The organism is Colwellia sp. 20A7 (genome assembly GCF_009832865.1).
Classification (GTDB): Bacteria; Pseudomonadota; Gammaproteobacteria; order Enterobacterales; family Alteromonadaceae; genus Colwellia.
The window spans coordinates 1,777,323-1,797,375 of sequence record NZ_CP047130.1; the positions used below are offsets into that span (position 1 = coordinate 1,777,323).

Genomic DNA, 20,053 nt, shown 5'->3' on the forward strand with positions numbered 1-20,053 from the left:
TTAACGTCAGTTAATAAATAACACCTCTATTTTTTACTTTATTTACATCTATGCGTGATGGCGTCACTGAACCATCAACCAAAGGTTGAGTTGCAACGGTAAGTGCTTCTATTACTTTATGTAAAGAAGGTAAATTTAATGAAGACAGGTCATCAGTCACATTATGATAATGTTTATCTTTGTCTAGCTGAGTGCTACTAAAGCTATGAGCAGGTACGCCTAATCTTGCTAATGTTGCATTGTCTGAACGATAAAATAAACCTTGATCAGGGTAAGGGTCTTGATGAATTTCGTTACCTGATTTAGCTAACACTTGGTTTAATTGCTCACCTAAGCTGGATCTTTCCATTCCTGTCATCCACATCGTTCCTGCACCAAACTTAGAGGGTTTACCAATCATTTCAATATTTATCATCGCCGTGATACTGTTAGGATCTAATTGCTTTGAAAAATACTCTGACCCAAAACCACCGAGCTCTTCTGCACTAAAAGCTGCAAACATTAAGGTACGAGCATTATTTCCTTGTTTAGCATAATACTGGGCAATATTGATGATTGCGGTTGTACCTGAAGCATTATCATCAGCACCATTAAAAATATCATCACCTTCTTTGTTTGTCATACCTAAATGATCATAATGTGCAGAATAAAGAACTACTTCATTCGGTTTGGTTTTTCCTGGTAATACTGCTATTACGTTGGCAAGTTCACTGATACTTCTTTTGTTTTTAGCGACGAGAGCTACGTTTTTAACTTCTTCTGATGTTACTTTAGAAAGCGCTATTACTATTGTGCCACCAATATCTTGCTGATTATTTTTTTCTACCAGTTTAGTGACTCCGCGGGCAAATCGCTGTTGATAGCGTTGGAATGTTTTTTCATGTGCAGGGTTTAAAAGAACCAGGTGATCTCCACCTTGGCTATTTATATTGCTCAGTGCGTCACGCAGGCTATCATCTTCACCAATAGTGTGAATTGTAAACTCATTGCTTTTAACACCATTAGTCATTAACCATGATACGTCTGTTGCCGTACTGGCTATTGTTAAGCTGTCAGTGACCTGTGCTTGTCCATTTAAAACTAAGTCCAGTTTTGTAGAACTCATTTTTAATATTTTATATTTTTGTAAAAAGCCATGCGTCGCTATATCTTCAGCACCCGTTAAACCACTCTCTTCGAAACGTTTTGCTATATAATTGGCCGCTTGCTTAATTTCGGTAGAGAAATTTCCTCTACCTTTTAAATCATCACTGGCTAAGTAGGTTATATCTTTAGTTACTTGCTCTAAAGATATCGTGCTTTGCTCTGCTAACGTAGAAAATGAAGAGACTAAGCTTGTTGCTAATATACTGACAGTAAATAAAGACGTAGAGATTTTTTTAATCATATTATTTTCCTATGTTTCCTATTAAGTATGAGCAAGGCTTTATGAAATTACTGCTCTATTTTTAATGTATTTGTTTCTATTAATAAAGATTCACCACCACAGCTTAGCCATAATTGACCATCTTGAATGCTGCATTGGAATTCCATCGTTCTATTGAGTAGTTTAACCAATTCGTCTGTAGTACTGGTTTCAAACTGTTCAATACTCAGTTTTGGAAATTTACTTAATGAATTTTGTGATTGTGACCACCAAGTTTCAACGCTTGGTCCATAACAGTAAAGTTTTACATGAGCTGATTTGTTACAGGCCTTTTTGATGCGCTTTTCATCTATTTGTCCTAATTCAATCCATAAAGCTATTTCATCACTATAGTTTACTTGCCAAATGACCGCTTCGTCTTCATCACTTAACCCCTTACCAAACTGTAAGTCATTATGAGCATTTAAAATATAACTGATCAAACGCACCATAAGTCGTTGATCTGTTTCAGAAGGGTGCTGTGCTATGGTAAGTTGCAAAGAGTCGTAATAGTTACGATCCATGTCTGCAAGTTCAATGTTAGCTTTATAAATTGTTGCTTTAAGTGCCATGTGTATTTTTTTACTATTTCAAAAAATAAGTTATTGATAATGATAACAGTATAAGAAATCCTTACTACACATTTTTAAAATAAATAGTTGAGATAATGGCGATAAATTTAATAAATAATTTAGAAAATGTTATGGTATTGTTCTAATAATTTTTTTATTTGAGTTTATTATGCCAATTCAATCTTTTATACCACCAGAACGTACATTAATGGGACCAGGTCCTTCAGATGTAAGTCCTAGAGTTTTATCTGCACTTGCACGACCTACTATAGGTCATTTAGATCCTATGTTTATTGAAATGATGGATGAAGTTAAATCGTTATTACAATATGCCTTTCAAACTAAAAATACCTATACCATGGCAATATCGGCTCCAGGCTCTGCGGGAATGGAAGCTTGTTTTGTTAACTTAGTTACACCTGATGACACGGTTATTGTTTGTCAAAATGGCGTTTTTGGCGCACGTATGATTGAAAATGTTGTCCGTATTGGCGCTAAAGCTGTGGTAGTTGAAGGTGAATGGGGTAGAGCAGTTGATCCAAAAGCCTTAGAAGAAGCATTAAAGCAAACACCACAGGCTACTTTTGTAGCATTTGTGCATGCAGAAACTTCTACCGGCGCGCTGTCAGATTGTAAAACCTTATGTGAAATAGCACGTAAATATGATTGTTTAACTATTGTTGATGCCGTTACTTCATTAGGTGGTGTTGAATTAAGAGTTGATGATTGGGGAATTGACGCAGTTTATTCTGGTAGTCAAAAGTGTTTATCTTGTGTTCCAGGATTATCACCAATAAGCTTTAGTGATAAAGCGGCTGAAATTATCAAAAACCGTGATAGCTCTGTGCAAAGTTGGTTTTTAGATCAGTCATTGGTGATGGGATATTGGTCTGGGCAGGGTAAACGAAGCTACCATCATACTGCACCAGTAAACTCTTTATATGCATTACATGAATCGTTAGTTATGTTGCAAAATGAAGGTTTGGAAAATAGTTGGGTGCGTCATCAAGCACAACATAAAAAATTAGCGGCTGGGTTAGAAAGCTTAGGGCTTGAGTTTATCGTACCTGAAGATGAGCGTTTACCACAATTAAACCTAGTTTACATTCCCGAAGGGATTGATGATGCTAAGGTACGTCAATTTTTATTAACTGAATATAATTTAGAAATTGGTGCTGGTTTAGGAAAATTTGCAGGTACTGCTTGGCGAATTGGCTTAATGGGACATACTGCGCGTAATGAAAATGTATTGTTATGTTTAGCAGCGCTTAAAGAGGCTTTAGCTCAATAAGCATTGCTAAGAGCTAAGTATATTATGTGTAATAATGTACTTAGCTAGTTAATGATAGTGCGAAATACTACCAAGAGCCTATATTTTCCATGCTTAACCAAGGCTCTTGTGGTGGCAGTGCGTCGCCTTTTTGTAGTAACTCAATTGAAATATTATCAGGTGATTTAATAAATGCCATATTGCCACATCGCGGTGGGCGATTAATAACAACACCACTGTTTTGTAGTGATAAACATGTTTGATAAATATCATCTACTTCAAAAGCTAAATGACCAAAGTTACGCCCACCTTCATAGTTTTCTTCTGAACCCCAGTTATGAGTTAGTTCAACTTCAGGCTCTCCTATCGCCGTAGCTAAATAGATTAAGGTGAATTTTCCTTCAGGTACATCTACGCGTTTTGTTTCAATTAAACCGAGCTTGTTGGTGTAAAAGTCTAGTGATTGCTCAAGATCACGAACACGCACCATAGCATGTAAAAATTTCATTGATATTCCTTTGGTTGTGAATTTATAGCAAAATATAATCTTAGTTAAACGGGGGTTACTTAGTTTCTACGTTTCTATTAGTAAATTGTACTTATTTAAGTCATGCAATAATAGAAGAATGGCCTTTTTTTATTAACAACACATACCTTATTGGTTATTTTCAATAATAAGCTTTCGCTGAGCTTGTTTCGGGGTTTCTTGATATTTATCTTTAAAGCATTTCGAAAAGTGGGGCAAGGTTGTAAAACCACAAGATATTGATATATGGGAAATACTATCACCGAATTTTAGCATTTCATATGCGCATTGAAGTCGATATTCTCGAATAATATCTTTAGGTTTTTGTGATAGGTAAAGTTCTGATTTACGTCTTAAAGTTCTTTCATCCATTGCTAATAACTCTGACAGTTTTTTTACATTAAATTCGGGATCAGGAAAGTGTATTTTTAAAAACTCTCTAGTTCGTTGAATAAATTTATTAGCAGTACTATCGCCTGATAGCTCTATTTGTAAATGGTTAGCTGCTACTGCCGTAATTATATTTCTAGTTTCGGTTGATGAATTTAATAAATTTGCAATTTTCAATTTTAATATTTCGCCACTAAAAGGTTTACTGACATAATCTGTAGCGCCAACTTGCAAGCCTTGTTTTTGGCTTGCTATATCACTTTTTGCGGTAAGTAAAATGATAGGGCATTTACTATATGGTTTATCGCTTGTTCTGATAAATTGACATAATTCAAAGCCATTCATTAATGGCATCATCACATCAGATAAAATTAAGTCAGGTTGAAATCCATCAATAAGCTCAACGGCTTCTTTTCCATTGTGTGCGCTTAAAACTTCATAGTTTGATGCCAGTAATTCAGTCAGAAATTGGTTTATTTCTAGGTTATCTTCAACAATAAGTAGTTTGATATTACACTGATTTAGACCGATGTTGGTTTGTAAGCTAGCCTCACGACTGCTTTTATCCTCTATTAATGTCTGATCAATGTTAAAAATCAAATCAATAGGTAAGGAAACAATAAATTGAACTAGATTGGGTTGGGTATTATCTAAAGTTAACATGCCTTGATAAGACTCAGCTAACTCTCTACTAGAGGAAAGGCCTATTCCTTGTCCCTCCGTTTGATAGTGATGTTCAAGACGGTAAAACTTTTCAAAAATAATGTTTTCGTATTGTGTTGGGATATTATCCCCTACATTGCTGACTCTAATAATGCAAAAAGGAGTTTCTAGCATACAGGTGATTTTAATTTCACTTGCATTGTGTGCATATTTAATGGCGTTTGAAACAAGGTTACTCAAAATTGTCTCTAATGTTTCAGTTTCAATTATTAGCTCTATATTAGTTTTGCAATCAAGCGTCAAGGTTAGTTCTTTTTCTGAGGCTAAAGTGGAAAAATTATTAATGACTTGTATGCAGGAATTCTTCAGCTCAACAATTGATTTATTTGCTGTTGATTGTTCGTTGTTAGCAAGCGATAACAACTGTTCAACAAGATTAAATAAGCGTTTTCCATTATGTTTGATATTGCTCATCTTTTTATTATTTTCGGCGCTTAATTCTGTATTGGATACAGTTTCCAAAGCGTTAAAAATTAATGTTAATGGTGTTTTTAATTCGTGCGATATGTTTTCAATAAAATGCTGCTTTTCTTTAAGTAGTTTTTCAACTTCATTTTTGCTTTGTAATATCTCTACGGTTTTTAATTTAACCTGACTTTTAAGTTGATTTTCACGTTTACTATGTTCCTTTTGCCGAGCTAACATATAAAGATAAATGCCGGTGATAATAGCAATGATATATAAAGTAAGTGCTGTCCAAGAATAATAAAATGGCGGTGTAACTGTTAGCATTAGTGTTGTGGGATTATTAGACCACATACCTTCGTTATTACTGGAGTCAATTTCAATTTTATACTGCCCAAACGCTAGCTTTCTAAATGTTAAGTCTTTGAAGTTAGGGTTGATGCTTGACCAGTAGCCGTTATCGACTCTATAGCGATACTGATTTTCTTCTGGCTGAGTAAATTCATTATTAGCCACAGAGAGTGAGAAGGGCTGATCATCATAACTGAGTTGTAATTTATCTGCGTAGCCTATCCATTGGTCTAAACCTTGATGTAATTCAGGTGTGATCAGCTGGTCTTTAATTCTAAGTTGGCTAAAAAATGTGTTTTTGGGAATATTTGGGTTAGAGCCCATATGCTTTTCTGGATTAAAACTAAGTACACCATTTAAACCGCCAAAAAATATTGTACCGTCTTCGGCGTGAAACGCGCTCTCTGAATCAAATTCAATTTCCGATAACGGAGCTGAAAATTTATAGTGCTTTATTATCGGCTCGCATTGATAGTTAAATGCGACTGGGTATCTGTGACAAGGGATCATTTTATCAAGCCCTCCAGCGGAGCTAATCCACAGACTCCCTAATGTATCTTCAAAAATAGCATAAATAACATTGCTCGAAAGACCATCTTTCATCGTGTAATGATGGAAACTTTTACCATCATTTTTTAATAAATTAAGACCTCCACCCCAAGTTCCAACCCAAATGTCTTGGTGGCTATCAACTTTAATGGCAAATATTAAATCATTAGATAAACTATCTAGTTGTTCGGGATCATGATTAAAGTTTTTCCATTCGTGACTTAGCGTATTAAATTTATATAAACCTCTCGCATAAGTGTATTTTTCTTGTTCTTTTGATTTATTAAAGTGAGTACCTATCCATAAATTGTTTTTATTATCAGGGCTTAATGCTCTAACCATTGGCGAAGTATCATTGTCTTCTACTGGAGAATAATTGGTAAATTCGTGAGACTTTGTTGAAAAAGAAGTGATCCCTCGGCCATGACCTATCCATAAGTTATGCTCTTTTCCTTCATGTAAATTGAAAATGTGATCTTGCCAACCATTTTGTTTAAATCGCTGCCATTTTTGGGTTTGTTCGTTAAATAAATTAAGGCCTCCTCCTTCTGTGCCTGCCCAAATGTTACCTTGTGCATCTTCAAGTAGTGCTCTTACATGATTATTTGACAAGGCGTTTTTGTCATTTTTACGATGAGAAAAATAATCCCATTTTTTAGTTTGGCTGTGATAGCGGCTAATACCTTTATCTTGGCTACCCAACCATAAGCGATTTTTAGAATCATACATAATTGCACGACTCAATGTGCTAATAGGACCAAAGGATGACTTAGGATCAAAAAGGTAGTTATTAAATGTGGGCCGGTTAAAAGTTACTTTGGCAATACCCTGTGAGGTTATCATCCATAAGTTTTGTGAGGTATCACTAAAAATATTAAGTATCTCGTTGCTTACGTCACTTTTGGGGAAAGCGCCTAATTGGATACGTTTCATTGTTTGGCTAGCATAATCATATTCGACTAATGAACTGGGTAATGCTATCCAAAGTCTTCCATCCATTTTTTTTATCGCGAGGGCTTCGTTGGTTTCAGATTGATTAAAGCGCTTCGGTTGAAAGTGTTTGAGCAGCTTGTTTTCTACTGACAGTTGGTAAATACCATTTTGAGCTGTTATCCAATAACTAGAATCACTTTCAATAAGTATATCTAGCAGCTTATTCGATGAAGAGTCCGTAGCGAAAACTAATTTAGTTTCGCCTGTTTTATTATTAATTTTATAGACTGACTCATTGGTTAAAACCCAACTATAGCCTTTATTGTAAATGAATTTATCTACGGGTTTATTCTTTAAAGAATTAGATGTTAGTGGTGTGAATTGTTTTTGCTCCTCTTGCCAAAAATAAACCCCTTGGCTTGTTGCTAGGGCCATTTGATTATCAGTGAAGTAACTAACTTGATTAAAAATCAGTAGCTCATCAGGCTCCTGATTGGCGATAGGAATTGCAGTGAGTAATTGTGTGTTGGCATTATAAATAAATACACCTGAATCAGTGGTTAACCAAATTGTCCCTTTTTTATCAACAAAAACCTGATGACCGGTTAGCTCTATTAATTTACCGTGTAGATCTCTGAATGAGACTTTAGCTAGTTTCCATTCTCGTTTGTCTAATCGAAAAATACCATTAGAAAAATTTAAAAACCAAATTCCTTTTTGGTTATCTTCATAAATGTGGGCAACATTTAATGGCTTTTCTCCTGTGTCATTCAACTGAACGGCTAACTTGTTAAATTGCCCACCTAAATTCCAATTAACATCAGTTTCTGTACCAGCCCAGATAATACCATCGCTATCTTGAAAAATAGTATGCAAATTTGAGTTACTTAATCCTTGTTCTTTACCAAGGTAATCAATAGATACTGCCAAACTAGCGGGTGAAAAAAACAAGATAAACAATACCCCCCAAGAAAAGGAGAGTAGTGAAGAGTTATTTTTTATTATTTTTGATGGCATAGTAAATTGTTTATACGTCATTTTAGCAGTAAGTCATTATTGTCGCATTTCAGACAAACATCGTAAAACTATTTATTTTTAACGTGTTAAATCATGATTCATATAATAAAAAATTATTCCGAACCTATTTAGACCGTTTTTGATAAAAAAACGCCCGGTTTCGATAAACGCTAAAATTGCTTTGGCCCTATCATAGATACATTGTTTAAGTGCTCACCTGTAGTGTTAAATGTTACATAAATGAGCGAAGGAGAACTTAATGAAGAATAAGCTGTAGGCGTTTTAGTTGCCTTAATAACTTCTTTTGTATTTACATTAGTGGATCAATTTCGTGATTTATCACAAGTTATTCCTAGCGATTTCTGTTGGTGATACAACCCTTAATTAATTTATTCAATCTATAAACTTACTAATAGTTTATAGATTCTACTAAACCCCTTAAGAAGAGTTTACTTTACTATGCTTAATGAACGGCAGCTTGTTGCTTTAGTACAAGAAAGTATTCCTTATGACACGCATTTATTTCAGCAATTAATTACACCGTATTTACCTGTGTTAAAAGGGTATTGTGTGAAGTTGCTAAATAATCAGTCTGATGCTGAAGATGTTGTACAAGAAATTCTTATAAAAATATTACACAATCTAAAAAATTTTAAGTGGGTGGTGTCGTTCCGAGCATGGCTATTCAAAATAGCTCATAATGAGTGTATTAATAAGATAAGAGAGAGGCGTTGGGATCTTATTGATGATAATGAAGAATACCTCGAAAACTTAATAGACGAAGAAAATTATGGCGAAGACTCAGTTTACGTATTATCCGAGTTAATACAATACTTATCATTTACTGATCGTAACATTATGTTGTTACGATATCGTACTGAATTAGACTTTAAGGAAATTGCCGACATTCATCATTTAAAACTTTCAGCAGTAAAGATGCGACATAAACGGGTTATCGAATTTTTAAAAGAAAAGTTAAAGTAATAGGGGATTACTCTGTTTTTTCCTTGAAATCACATAAATCTTCTATAATACACGAACCACATTTAGGTTTACGAGCTGTGCAAGTGTATCGTCCATGTAAAATGAACCAGTGATGTAAATTAAACATAAATTCTGTTTTGTTTGGAGTATTCTTGATGATGGCCTGCTCTGTTTGTTCAACCGTTTTACCTTTTGCATAGCCCGTACGGTTTGCCAGCCGCTGAATGTGAGTATCAACGGCTAAAAAGTAGTTACCTTCATTATCTTTAAGCCAACCAAAAGCTGTGTTTAGTACAACATTTGCTGTTTTTCTACCAACACCGGGCAATGCTTCAAGTGCAGCTCTATTTTCTGGTACTTCACCACCGTGTAAATCGACTAACATTTGACAGGTTTTCATGGTGTTTTTAGCTTTGGTATTAAATAAGCCTATGGTTTTCACATAAGATATTAAACCCTCTAACCCTAAATCGAGTATTGCCTGAGGTGTGTTCGCTACAGGGTATAATTTAGCGGTTGCTTTATTTACACCAACATCAGTTGCTTGAGCAGAAAGGAGTACTGCTATTAGTAATTCAAATGGTGTATTAAAATTTAATTCTGTTGTTGGCTCTGGATTATTTTCACGCAGCCTAGTTAGCATTTCTAATCGTTTAGCTCTATTCATGTGTATAGGTCACTATTGTTTATTGCAGTTCATCATATTTTACTTATGAGTCAAAGTTAACTCTAACTCGCTCAATAGTGGCTTTGTCTTCTTTTGGCTGACGTTGTTTTATATAAGTATCAATACTGTTTTTAAGTGCAATGATAAAGCCCATAGCAATAAATGCTCCAGGAGGAAGTATTGCTAACAAAAACTGACTATCTAATTGCACAACTTCAATTCGTAAAACAGTTGCCCAATCACCAAAGAGTAAGTTGGCACCATCAAACAATGTACCTTGTCCTAAAATTTCTCGAATAGCGCCTAACAAAATTAACACTAATGCAAAGCCAAGTCCCATCATTAAACCATCAAAGCTTGCTTGCTTTATTGGGTTTTTAGATGCATAGGCTTCTGCTCTACCAATAATGGCACAATTGGTTACGATTAAAGGGAGAAATATCCCCAATGATTGATAAATACCGTAAGTGTATGCGTTCATTAATAGCTGAACACAAGTAACAAATGATGCAATAATTAAGACGAAAATAGGTATACGAATTTCTTTAGGTACCCAATGTCGAATAGCCGAAACAGTTGCATTAGATGCGACTAAAACTAACAAGGTAGCAAGCCCCAAACCTAGAGCATTGGTCACAGTAGCAGTTACTGCTAGCAATGGACAAAGACCGAGTAATTGAACTATACCAGGGTTGTTTTTCCATAACCCTTGGATAGCTAATTCTTTATATTCAGCTTTTAGCGCTTTTTTGGCCAATACTTTTTCTGCTAATTGTTGCTCATGCTCAATAGGATTGTCTGGCGATTGAGGAGCTTCATTCTTATCATTAGTACTCATTAGTAGCCTCATATTCAGGTTGAGGTTTTTGATCACCTATCAAGCAGCTATTAGGAAGCGTTAATAATGTGCTTTTGTTTTCTGTAAAAAATAATAGCGTGTTTTTCACCGCTTTAACGACAGCTCTTGGTGTAATGGTTGCACCGGTAAATTGATCAAAAACACCACCATCTTTTGATACTTGCCAGCGTTTGTCTTGCTCTGAAAGTAATTTTTTGTCATTAAAGGTTGTGATCCAGTTACTTTTCTTGAGTTCAACTTTATCACCTAAACCAGGTGTTTCCTGATGCTTTAATACCCTGACACCACTAATACTGTTATCAATGTTGATAGCAACAATCAGTTCAATTTTGCCATTATAACCATCGGTAGCGGTACTTGTGATGGCTACCGCTACAGGAGAGTTGTTATTACGAGCAATGTAGGCTTTTTGGACTATGTTATTATTCTTAGAGCTGCCAAGTAAAGTTGAGCTAACGCTTACACAGTCTTGAGTTATCTCGTTGTTGTAACTACTTGGTTCAATTATCTCGTGTAGTGTATTTAACAATTGTAATTGTGTTTGTTCTTGTATTCTATCTTTTGTTAACTCATTAACTAAGCCAACGATGGCAGTACATACGATAGCGAATATAGCCAGTATTTGACTATTTTTTTGTATCGGTAAACGAAATGCCGATTTTTTGTTAGCATCTTTATTAGGGGGTAAAGAGTTAGTCATTATTTAACCTTTGTCACTATCAATATCATGGCCGTAGGTACGCGGACGAGTATACTGATCTATTAAAGGAGCTGTCATATTACAAAGTAATACAGCAAAGGCAATACCATCAGGATAGCCACCAAAGGTTCTAATTAAATACACTAATAACCCTGCAAAAGCACCCATAATTAATCGACCTTTTACACTTGTAGCACCAGTAACCGGGTCTGTTAATATAAAAAAGGCACCTAACATACAACCACCAGTTACCCAGTGGAAAAGGGTAGAAGCATTCGTGTCAGGGCTTAAGCTATAAGCAATAAAAGAACAAACGAATAGACTTAATAAAAAACTAACAGGCGTTTGCCAAGCAATTCCTTTTTTAGCTATTAATATTAAACCGCCAATTAAAAATGCAATATTTACCCATTCCCAGCCAAAAGCAAAACCTAAACTTAAGTCCATATCATTAGAGTACAAGCTATTCTGTATGGTTTCTAATGCGGTATAGCCTAAATTAATACTCGTTTTTAAAGTGTCTAACGGCGTGGCCATTGTGAAACCGTCAATGTTAGTACGAAGTTGCTCGACCGAGTATCCTTCATTAGTAAAACCTGTAAATATTGTTGTTAACGTGTTGGTAAAACCTAAATCTATACTCATCAGAGATAATGGCGGTTGCCATGATGTCATTTGAACAGGAAAAGAAATAAGTAACATAACGTAGGCTGCCATAGCAGGATTAAATGGGTTATGTCCTAAACCACCATAAAGCTGTTTTACCACTAAAATAGCAAATGCAGCGCCAATAACTGAAATCCACCATGGAGCCACAGCTGGTAGGCAAATACCAAGTAGTATTGCCGTTAGTATGGCACTACCATCAAAAAGTTGTTTGCGTATATGTTTTGTATTACTTCTTAACGACAAAGCAATAAACTCACAGAGTAATACTGTGGTTATCGCTAATGTTATATGAATCACATTACCCCAACCAAAAAAATACCATTGAGCGAATATTCCAGGAAATAAAGCATAAATTACTAAACGCATTAAAGCCGAGGTTTCGGTTTGATTGTGATTATGGGGCGAACTTGCTATCCAAAATGCCATAATTATTCTAATTCTTCATTGCTAGATTTTAAAGGTGATGTGTTGTCACTATTACTTACTTGTAAGAGATCTTTTTGTTCTTGGGCTTTTTTAGCGTTTACCTTAGCTTTAGCTTTAGCTTTTGCAACGGCAGCCGCAATTCTAGCTTTTTTATCATCAGCTTGGCTTGTTGCTTGTTCTGCCTGATTATCATCGGAGCTAGGTAAAGAATGCTCTTTTTCGCTATTCTTTTTCGCTTTAGCTTTTGCAACGGCAGCTGCAATTCTAGTTTTTTTGTCATCAGCTTGGCTTATTGCTTGTTCTGCCTGATTATTATCGGAGCTAGGTAAAGAATGCTCTTTTTCGCTATTCTTTTTCGCTTTAGCTTTTGCAACGGCAGCTGCAATTCTAGCTTTTTTGTCATCAGTTTGGTTTATTACTTGTTCTACCTGATTATCATCTGAACTAGGTAAAGAATGTTCTTGTTCATTATTCTTTTTTGCTTTAGCTTTTGCAATAGCTGCTGCTATTCTAGCTTTTTTGTCATCAGCTGGGCTTGTTGCTTGCTCTACCTTGCTATTATCTGAGCTAGGTAAAGTTTGTTCTTGTTCATTCTTCTTTTGCATCAGCTTTTTGGCTTTTGCTCTGGCAATGGCTGCTTGCACTTGTGACTTATCATTCTGTTCTTCAGTATCGGCAACAGGCGCATCATTATTATTTTCGATTGCTTGTTTTTTGGCTTTTACCCGAGCAAGTGCTGCAGCAACCGCTGAGCTTGCCGTTCCACCATCAGCGGTTTTTTTATCCATAGTCGCTTTACGAGCTGCAGCCGCTTTTTTATGTTTTTCTTCACGTTCAGCTTTTTCTTTCTCTAAGCGGAGCTTTCGGGCTTCAAATCTTACTTTCGCTTTTTCTGCTTTTATATCGAGTTGTTGCTGTTGGCGTATTTCTGCTTTGGCAACGCGATAATACTGCACTAATGGAATTTGGCTAGGACAAACATAAGCACATGCTCCACAATCAATGCAATCAAATAAATTTAATTTGAGTAGTTGTGGATGATCTTTAGCCTTAGCGCTCCATTGCATCTCTTGTGGCAATAATTGACTTGGACAAACTTCTGCACATTGACCACAGCGAATACATTCAACTTCATTTGAATTATTATCAAAGGCGCTCGGCATTTCTTTTTTGCTTGGCGCTAGAATACAATTACTCGTTTTAACAATGGGTACTAATTCATTTAAAATAGTAAACCCCATTAATGGGCCGCCCATGATCACTGGAGGAGTAGCGTTTGGACTTTCGGACGTAAAACCTGTTTGTTCTAGTAAATGGCTAACGGGTGTTCCAAGTAATGCCCAAACATTTTGGGGGTTACTTAGTGCTTGACCGGTAACCGTTACAACTCGTCTAATTAGCGGTATATCATTAATCACTGCATCACTAATGGCAAAACAAGTTGCGACATTTTGAACAATAATACCTGAATGAATAGGTAGGGCACCGCTCTTAATTTCTTTCCCGGTTAATATTTTTATAAGTTGTTTTTCGCCACCCGCAGGGTATTTAGTGGGGACTACACAAATTCTAATTTTATCAATATTTTTAGTTGCATGTTCTAATGCTTTTATCGCTTTAGGTTTATTATCTTCAATACCAATTAATATAAGTGTAGGGTTAAGTAATTGATCCAGTATTTTTATACCATCTATAATTGCTTCACTTTGCTCACACATTAATAAATCATCAGCAGTGATATAAGGCTCACATTCTGCTGCATTAATTATTAGAAAGTCTATATTAGGTTTTGTGTTAACTTTTATATGAGTCGGGAATCCAGCACCACCCATACCTGCAATACCGGCATCTGCGATTTTACTAACTATTTGTTCCGAGCTCAGTTTGGTGAAGTCTTGGCATATATTTCGTGGTTGCCAAGTATCTTCAAAATCAACATCAATAAAAACACATAGTTCACTTAATGCTGATGGATGCGCTATAACTGATTTTTTTATATCACTAATAATACCACTGGTTGGGGCATGTATAGGAACCGTCATCGGGTTAGTGCTTTTTGTTAGTGGTTGACCTTTTAAAACTTTATCGCCAACGTTGACTAATAAATCTCCAGGGCTACCTATATGCTGCTGTAAAGGCAATATTAACTGTTTTGGTAAAGACAACTGCTTAATCGGTTTATTTGACGTCAGTGTTTTCTGTTCAGGTGGATGAATACCACCGTGAAAGTTCCAAAAATGATGCTGATTAATACGCTCGATTATAGTGTTCATAATATTTTCTAATCTATTTGTTTTACAGCAATTTTATTTAAATCCCATTGCCAGTTTTGAATGGTTTCAGGAATAGGGCGCATTTCAATACAATCAACAGGACAAGGAGCGACACACAAGTCACAACCTGTACACTCATCAATAAGTATGGTGTGCATTTGTTTAGCGGCACCTAGAATGGCATCAACAGGACAAGCTTGAATACACTTGGTACAGCCAATACAGTCTTCCTCGATAATAAAAGCAACCGTTGGGCCTTTGTCCGCTTCATGGTTTTCATCTAACGGTTCAACATCAACACCAAGTAAGTCGGCAATTTTCTTTATGGTATCTTCACCACCCGGAGCGCATTTATTTATGGCTTCTCCATTGGCAACAGCTTCAGCATAAGGTTTACAACCAGGGTAACCACATTGACCACATTGCGTTTGTGGCAGTAGTGCATCAAGTTGTTCAACGATAGGGTCGCCTTCAACATGAAAGCGCACAGAAGCGTAACCTAAAATAGCCCCAAAAATTGCGGCGATAAGTCCTAAAACGAGTATAGCGATTAGAATGTTCATTAATATGTTATTACCTTACATCTTTATTAGGCCAGAGAAGCCCATGAAAGCTAAAGACATTAAACCGGCAGTGATCATGGCAATTGCTGCGCCTTTGAAAGGTGTTGGAACATCAGCATTGACTAATTTTTCTCTCATAGCCGAAAACATAACTAAAACTAAAGAGAAACCTGCTGCAGCACCGAAGCCATATATAATTGATTCAAAAAAGTTATGTTCTAATCTTAGGTTTAATAAAGCAACACCTAATACGGCACAGTTTGTGGTAATAAGTGGTAAAAAAATACCAAGTAATCGATAGAGACTGCTACTGGTTTTATGTACTACTATTTCAGTAAATTGCACAACAACAGCAATGACTAGAATAAAACTCATAGTCGTAAGGTATTCAAGATTTAGTGGCGCTAAAATATAGGTAGTAACCAAATAACTTAAAAGAGACGCTAACGTCATTACAAAGGTAGTAGCGAATGACATACCTATGGCAGTCTCGGTACGAGATGATACCCCCATAAAAGGGCATAAACCAAGGAATTGCACTAATACAAAGTTATTCACTAGTACTGTGCCAATAAGTAGCAGAATATAATCAGTCATTTGCTTTTTAGATCAGGATGTTAGTTTTATCATATAATTTACATTATCCTTTGTTTTAAGGTATATAACAACACTAGTCTCAATGGGGATATAGATATTTACAATATTGCTTTATATTTTCGTTTTAAGTAAATATATGATGTGAAAAATGACCTAAAATAATTAACTAACCTGAGATCTGGATAAGGTGCGGCATTTTAAGCACTCATAATGGACTGTTCCCTATCCGATAACTTAATACACGGCTTTTGTCTTTTTAAACAATAAGCAACTATTCCTGAAATTACATTAAGCATAAAACCTGTTTCACTACGATGGCGGCTGTGCTCTATTTGAGATATGTTTTTAAGTTGATCATTCACTGTCTCTATTATGTATCTCTTTGATAGCATTGCCCGATCAAAGGCTGATATTACTTTAGCTTTCATATTTTTTCGCACGGTCGTCACTAAGTCAATATCTGATTCCTTTAATGTCTGGCTCAAGTTTTTTCCAATGTATCCCTTATCTGCATATAGCTTACCAGTAAGATTTTTACATAAGTCAGGTATTGGAGTTCGGTCATTTGTATTGCCCGGCGTAATATTCAAAGCAAGGATTTCACCTTTATGATTAATCAATAGATGAAGCTTAAAGCCGAAAAACCAGCCCATTGTTCCTTTTCCTCGCTTAGCCGTATCTGCAAATACACGGTTACGTGGAATACGGATATTGTGACATACCTTTAGGCTTGTAGAATCTACAAATGCAATTCCTGTTGGCTCACCTTTCACCGTTTGAAAGTAAGCACACATTGGTACAATAAGATCTGACATTGTATTGATGAAACGAGTGTAGCTGAGCAGCTCTGGGAAATCATCAGTCCAGTATCGTTGGACTAAACCAATATAGAAGTTTTTGAAATCTCTATGATTTGACTGATGAAATGCAATCATAATGCTCATTCGCTCGCTGGTAGACATTTTCGAACTACGTCTACGCTTGCGAGTACCGTCTGATAGCAATTGTGCTTCCCATTTAGGTGAAAATTGATGACAAAAATCATCGACATCACAAAATATTTCCACTAAATTATCCATCTGCCCACCTTATTTGCTTTCAAATCGTTTCTTGGTCGAAAGATCTGATCGCTAGGTGGGTATTTAGTTCAATTTTTTATCTTCTTATCCAGAATTGAGGTTAACTAGCATTAAATGTGGGTTACAGTTAATGCTAGTTGATAATCAAATTGCGTTGTTCAGTTATTACAGTGTTTTAGGTTTTCCTATGTAAAAACCTTGGCATCCATCAATAAGTAACTTTTCTAAAGTATGTTTTTCTTCTTGGCTTTCAACACTTTCAGCTAATACATTAATACTTAATCTATGTGCTAAATCGACCATTAAACGTAAGAAATATTGGTTGTTTTTATCATCATCAATATCACGAGTATAAGAGCTATCCATTTTAATGTAATCAGGTGTTAAATCCCTAAAGAATTTAAATGACGTTAAACCAACACCAAAACGTTCAACGGTTACTTTAGACCCAACTCGATGTAACATATCAATTAAGCGTTTACTTGTTTTAATATTTTGTTGTAATCCGTATTCTGTTATTTCAAAGACTAATATTCGTGCAACTTTGCTTTCACGTAATAACTTACGCTCTAACCAAACGATAAAGTGTTCATCACTTATACTGCGTGCATTAAGGTTTATACCAAAGCTATGGTCATGCATGTTTTTCTGGTTAATTACATCGATAGTCGTTTCAATAATAAGTTTATCAATTGCTGTTATTTTATCGAGCTTCTCTGCCATCGCTAAAAAAGAAGAGGTAGGTAGCATATCTTCATTTGAATTCAGGAATCGGGCTAAAACTTCTCCATAAACCTTACTATTACGTCCGCTTGGTTGAATTGGTTGTACTAAAAGGGTTACACGTCGATTTTCTATAACACTGTCTATTTCTTGTCGCCAATTTTGATTGCCATAGTTAGCACTATTTTTTTGTAATATATCAGTGTCAGTTTGTGAGTACCAAGAATTTGGTGCTTGGGTTTGTGCTATGCTAACGCTAGTATCTACTAAGGCAAGTAGTTCACCTAAAGGCTTAGATTTATCAAATGAAACTAACCCCGTATAAGCAACAGATTCTAATTCAGAAGAAAGTTGGTAAGCATTAAATAAGGCGGTTAATTCAGTGGTGAAAATTTCAGCTTCTTTTAATTTTATATTAGGTAATATACAAGCAAAATCAGAGCTATTTAATCTAAATAACCTTCCGTCAGGATAAGGTGAAAGTGCTCTTTTAAGAAGGTTTGCCACTTGTGCAATATAACTATCACCTTCTTTATATCCATGTATTTGGTTAATTGTTTGCAACTCGGAGCAACGTGTTATAGATAAAACACCAAATTTAACAGGGCTATCTTGTCTTATTTGATTATCATAAAACTGGACAAAACGGCTACGATTATCAAGTTTTGTTAAATGATCAACATAAGCGGCTTGTTCTAAATGAGTAACACTTTCTAATTGTTGAGCCATCAATAATTTTATATCAGCAATCCCTTGTTGTAACTCAGGGATTTCTAACAGTTTACTATCTGGAATAGTTTCTTTTTTATTATCTACAGTAGTGTTGTTTATTAAAGCAAAATCATTTTTTATTTGTTGACTAATAATATCAAACATTGCTTTATGTCGTTTTGTACTCATTGCAACGGCAAAAACAACTAACAGTAAGGATACAATTGTTGAAATAACAATTATCACGAGTACTAACGTTAATTCGCCTTGAAAGTTAAGTTGATAATTGATTTTTAGTGGAAAATCATCAAACGTGACCTGTTTTATTTCAGGGGTAACAAATGGGATGATGAGGCTTGTGTTTGTGTTCTTAAAGTCTGATAACTTGTTACCGGTTAAATTATAAATAGTTAAACTATTATAATTTGATATTTCTTTGAGTTGGTTTAACAGGTTGTTGGCCGTTTGCTGTTCATTATTAGTTAACTCAATTTGTTGAGTTAACGCAGTAATGATTTGAGTATGCTTATCGGCTTTACTTTCAAGTAAAGAAGACAACATAATGGTTGAAACAGTACTGATGGATATGATGAAAAATATCGCTAAGCTAATGTTTCTTAATAACAATTGTGAAAAAGTATACATATTAAGTTAAATTACTCCAGAAAATAGCAGCAAATAAAAAACCTGCTTAGCTAATATTAAATATTATAAATGGCTTTGTAGCGCTATTATTTTATTTATACTAACTTATTGTTATACGTATGTTAATTTTTTCTGCTAATTTGCCCCCATTTTTAACTATAATTGTTAATCAGGCTTGCGCTTAGCCTCTCTCCCTTATATAATCTCACCTGTTAATTTTAGCGTTAAAGTAAAATTAACAGGTAACAAGATGTCACTGAAGAGTTATCTACTGTTAATACAGGCGATGGTTCCTATTCTTGTTACTGATGTTCTTTTTTATACTTGTTAGTTTAAAATAAGAACATGGGGTCAGTGATATAGGCCCCTTTTATGGGGTTTTTTTGTTTTTAGTGCTTAAGTTTTATTAGTTAGCGTTAGTATTAAAAACAAAAATACACAGCAAAAACATGCTGGGCTATATGCCCTTTTTTTGTACCTTAAATTTTATTTAAGTAGTACTTAAATAAAACAGGAGAAAAATATTGGCTAAATTTGAACAAAAACTAACTGAGATGCTTCGTCCCGCAGTGGAAGAAACAGGTAAAGAATTACTGGGCGTTGAATTTATCAGTGCAGGTAATAATTCAGTTTTACGTTTGTTTATTGATCATGAAAATGGCATCGATGTTGATGATTGCGCAGAAGTTAGTCGTCAGGTAGGCGCTATTTTAGATGTCGAAGATCCAATAAGTAGTGAGTACAATTTAGAAGTTTCATCACCAGGCATTGATAAACCATTGTTTGACATGGCGCATTTTAAATCAGTGATTGGTGAAACAGTAAACATTAAATTATCTATGCCATTAAATGGCCGTCGAAAGTTCAAAGGAACTTTAGTTGCGATAGAAGACGACACATTGATAGTTGATGTCGATGGTAGTGATTATGAACTTGTTTTCAAAAATGTTGATAAAGCTAATCTTGTCGCACGTTTATAAGAACCAAATTAAATAAAGAATTTTAAGTTTAATAAA

At 35.2% G+C, this 20,053-nt stretch carries 16 protein-coding genes; 3 read left to right on the forward strand and 13 right to left on the reverse strand.

Going from position 1 to position 20,053, the window contains the following annotated elements:
• Positions 1–10: 10 nt before the first annotated feature.
• Positions 11–1,387: a M28 family peptidase gene (locus tag GQS55_RS07675; protein WP_159819442.1), complete on the reverse strand. Its 1,377-nt coding sequence runs from the start codon at positions 1,385–1,387 to the stop codon at positions 11–13.
• A gap of 47 nt (positions 1,388–1,434) precedes the next feature.
• Positions 1,435–1,977 carry a YaeQ family protein gene (locus GQS55_RS07680; RefSeq protein ID WP_159819444.1) on the reverse strand — a complete coding sequence of 181 codons (543 nt, stop codon included), beginning with the start codon at positions 1,975–1,977 and terminating at the stop codon, positions 1,435–1,437.
• Positions 1,978–2,146: 169 nt separating this feature from the next.
• On the opposite strand from GQS55_RS07680, the gene GQS55_RS07685 reads away from it, so the two are divergent.
• Positions 2,147–3,268 (forward strand): pyridoxal-phosphate-dependent aminotransferase family protein, encoded by a 1,122-nt coding sequence (locus GQS55_RS07685; protein ID WP_159819446.1) that lies wholly within the window; start codon positions 2,147–2,149, stop codon positions 3,266–3,268.
• A gap of 67 nt (positions 3,269–3,335) precedes the next feature.
• Here GQS55_RS07685 and GQS55_RS07690 read toward each other — a convergent pair whose 3' ends face one another.
• Positions 3,336–3,755, reverse strand: a complete 420-nt coding sequence (locus GQS55_RS07690; protein WP_159819448.1) for a VOC family protein — start codon at positions 3,753–3,755, stop codon at positions 3,336–3,338.
• A 147-nt stretch (positions 3,756–3,902) separates the two neighbouring features.
• On the reverse strand, positions 3,903–8,162 hold the full coding sequence (locus GQS55_RS07695; protein ID WP_159819450.1) for a hybrid sensor histidine kinase/response regulator transcription factor: 4,260 nt from the start codon (positions 8,160–8,162) through the stop codon (positions 3,903–3,905).
• A 438-nt stretch (positions 8,163–8,600) separates the two neighbouring features.
• Here GQS55_RS07695 and sigX point away from each other — a divergent pair, with 438 nt between their 5' ends.
• The gene (gene sigX, locus GQS55_RS07700) at positions 8,601–9,125 is read left to right on the forward strand and encodes an RNA polymerase sigma factor SigX (protein WP_159819452.1); all 525 of its coding nucleotides are present in this window, start codon (positions 8,601–8,603) and stop codon (positions 9,123–9,125) included.
• Positions 9,126–9,132: 7 nt separating this feature from the next.
• Here the strand turns inward: sigX and nth are convergent, their stop codons facing one another.
• The 9 genes from nth to GQS55_RS07745 all read right to left on the reverse strand — a co-directional run bounded on the left by nth (position 9,133) and on the right by GQS55_RS07745 (position 19,037).
• A complete protein-coding gene (nth, locus tag GQS55_RS07705) occupies positions 9,133–9,792 on the reverse strand; it encodes an endonuclease III (protein WP_159819454.1) in 660 nt (219 codons plus the stop codon).
• A 43-nt stretch (positions 9,793–9,835) separates the two neighbouring features.
• Positions 9,836–10,630, reverse strand: a complete 795-nt coding sequence (locus GQS55_RS07710; RefSeq protein WP_159819456.1) for an electron transport complex subunit E — start codon at positions 10,628–10,630, stop codon at positions 9,836–9,838.
• Positions 10,620–11,351, reverse strand: a complete 732-nt coding sequence (gene rsxG, locus GQS55_RS07715; protein WP_159819458.1) for an electron transport complex subunit RsxG — start codon at positions 11,349–11,351, stop codon at positions 10,620–10,622. The genes GQS55_RS07710 and rsxG overlap by 11 nt, the downstream gene beginning before the upstream one ends.
• A gap of 3 nt (positions 11,352–11,354) precedes the next feature.
• The gene (gene rsxD, locus GQS55_RS07720) at positions 11,355–12,446 is read right to left on the reverse strand and encodes an electron transport complex subunit RsxD (protein ID WP_159819460.1); all 1,092 of its coding nucleotides are present in this window, start codon (positions 12,444–12,446) and stop codon (positions 11,355–11,357) included.
• Between the two features lie 2 nt (positions 12,447–12,448).
• A complete protein-coding gene (rsxC, locus tag GQS55_RS07725) occupies positions 12,449–14,719 on the reverse strand; it encodes an electron transport complex subunit RsxC (RefSeq protein ID WP_236559794.1) in 2,271 nt (756 codons plus the stop codon).
• Positions 14,720–14,727: 8 nt separating this feature from the next.
• On the reverse strand, positions 14,728–15,282 hold the full coding sequence (rsxB, locus tag GQS55_RS07730; RefSeq protein WP_159819462.1) for an electron transport complex subunit RsxB: 555 nt from the start codon (positions 15,280–15,282) through the stop codon (positions 14,728–14,730).
• Between the two features lie 15 nt (positions 15,283–15,297).
• A complete protein-coding gene (gene rsxA, locus GQS55_RS07735; RefSeq protein ID WP_159819464.1) occupies positions 15,298–15,879 on the reverse strand; it encodes an electron transport complex subunit RsxA in 582 nt (193 codons plus the stop codon).
• Positions 15,880–16,076: 197 nt separating this feature from the next.
• Positions 16,077–16,958 (reverse strand): IS982 family transposase, encoded by an 882-nt coding sequence (locus GQS55_RS07740; protein ID WP_159818812.1) that lies wholly within the window; start codon positions 16,956–16,958, stop codon positions 16,077–16,079.
• 165 nt (positions 16,959–17,123) lie between these two features.
• The gene (locus GQS55_RS07745) at positions 17,124–19,037 is read right to left on the reverse strand and encodes an EAL domain-containing protein (RefSeq protein WP_159819466.1); all 1,914 of its coding nucleotides are present in this window, start codon (positions 19,035–19,037) and stop codon (positions 17,124–17,126) included.
• Between the two features lie 524 nt (positions 19,038–19,561).
• On the opposite strand from GQS55_RS07745, the gene rimP reads away from it, so the two are divergent.
• A complete protein-coding gene (gene rimP / locus GQS55_RS07750) occupies positions 19,562–20,017 on the forward strand; it encodes a ribosome maturation factor RimP (protein WP_159819468.1) in 456 nt (151 codons plus the stop codon).
• Positions 20,018–20,053: the final 36 nt, after the last annotated feature.

What these genes read in the sequence shown, in the direction of transcription:
- rsxA (WP_159819464.1), bottom strand. Translation starts at nt 15,879, where the DNA reads ATGACTGATTATATTCTGCTACTTATTGGCACAGTACTAGTGAATAAC.
- nth (WP_159819454.1), bottom strand. Translation starts at nt 9,792, where the DNA reads ATGAATAGAGCTAAACGATTAGAAATGCTAACTAGGCTGCGTGAAAAT.
- GQS55_RS07740 (WP_159818812.1), bottom strand. Translation starts at nt 16,958, where the DNA reads ATGGATAATTTAGTGGAAATATTTTGTGATGTCGATGATTTTTGTCAT.
- rsxG (WP_159819458.1), bottom strand. Translation starts at nt 11,351, where the DNA reads ATGACTAACTCTTTACCCCCTAATAAAGATGCTAACAAAAAATCGGCA.
- rsxB (WP_159819462.1), bottom strand. Translation starts at nt 15,282, where the DNA reads ATGAACATTCTAATCGCTATACTCGTTTTAGGACTTATCGCCGCAATT.
- sigX (WP_159819452.1), top strand. Translation starts at nt 8,601, where the DNA reads ATGCTTAATGAACGGCAGCTTGTTGCTTTAGTACAAGAAAGTATTCCT.
- GQS55_RS07710 (WP_159819456.1), bottom strand. Translation starts at nt 10,630, where the DNA reads ATGAGTACTAATGATAAGAATGAAGCTCCTCAATCGCCAGACAATCCT.
- GQS55_RS07685 (WP_159819446.1), top strand. Translation starts at nt 2,147, where the DNA reads ATGCCAATTCAATCTTTTATACCACCAGAACGTACATTAATGGGACCA.
- rsxC (WP_236559794.1), bottom strand. Translation starts at nt 14,719, where the DNA reads ATGAACACTATAATCGAGCGTATTAATCAGCATCATTTTTGGAACTTT.
- GQS55_RS07690 (WP_159819448.1), bottom strand. Translation starts at nt 3,755, where the DNA reads ATGAAATTTTTACATGCTATGGTGCGTGTTCGTGATCTTGAGCAATCA.
- rsxD (WP_159819460.1), bottom strand. Translation starts at nt 12,446, where the DNA reads ATGGCATTTTGGATAGCAAGTTCGCCCCATAATCACAATCAAACCGAA.
- GQS55_RS07695 (WP_159819450.1), bottom strand. Translation starts at nt 8,162, where the DNA reads ATGACGTATAAACAATTTACTATGCCATCAAAAATAATAAAAAATAAC.
- GQS55_RS07675 (WP_159819442.1), bottom strand. Translation starts at nt 1,387, where the DNA reads ATGATTAAAAAAATCTCTACGTCTTTATTTACTGTCAGTATATTAGCA.
- GQS55_RS07680 (WP_159819444.1), bottom strand. Translation starts at nt 1,977, where the DNA reads ATGGCACTTAAAGCAACAATTTATAAAGCTAACATTGAACTTGCAGAC.
- GQS55_RS07745 (WP_159819466.1), bottom strand. Translation starts at nt 19,037, where the DNA reads ATGTATACTTTTTCACAATTGTTATTAAGAAACATTAGCTTAGCGATA.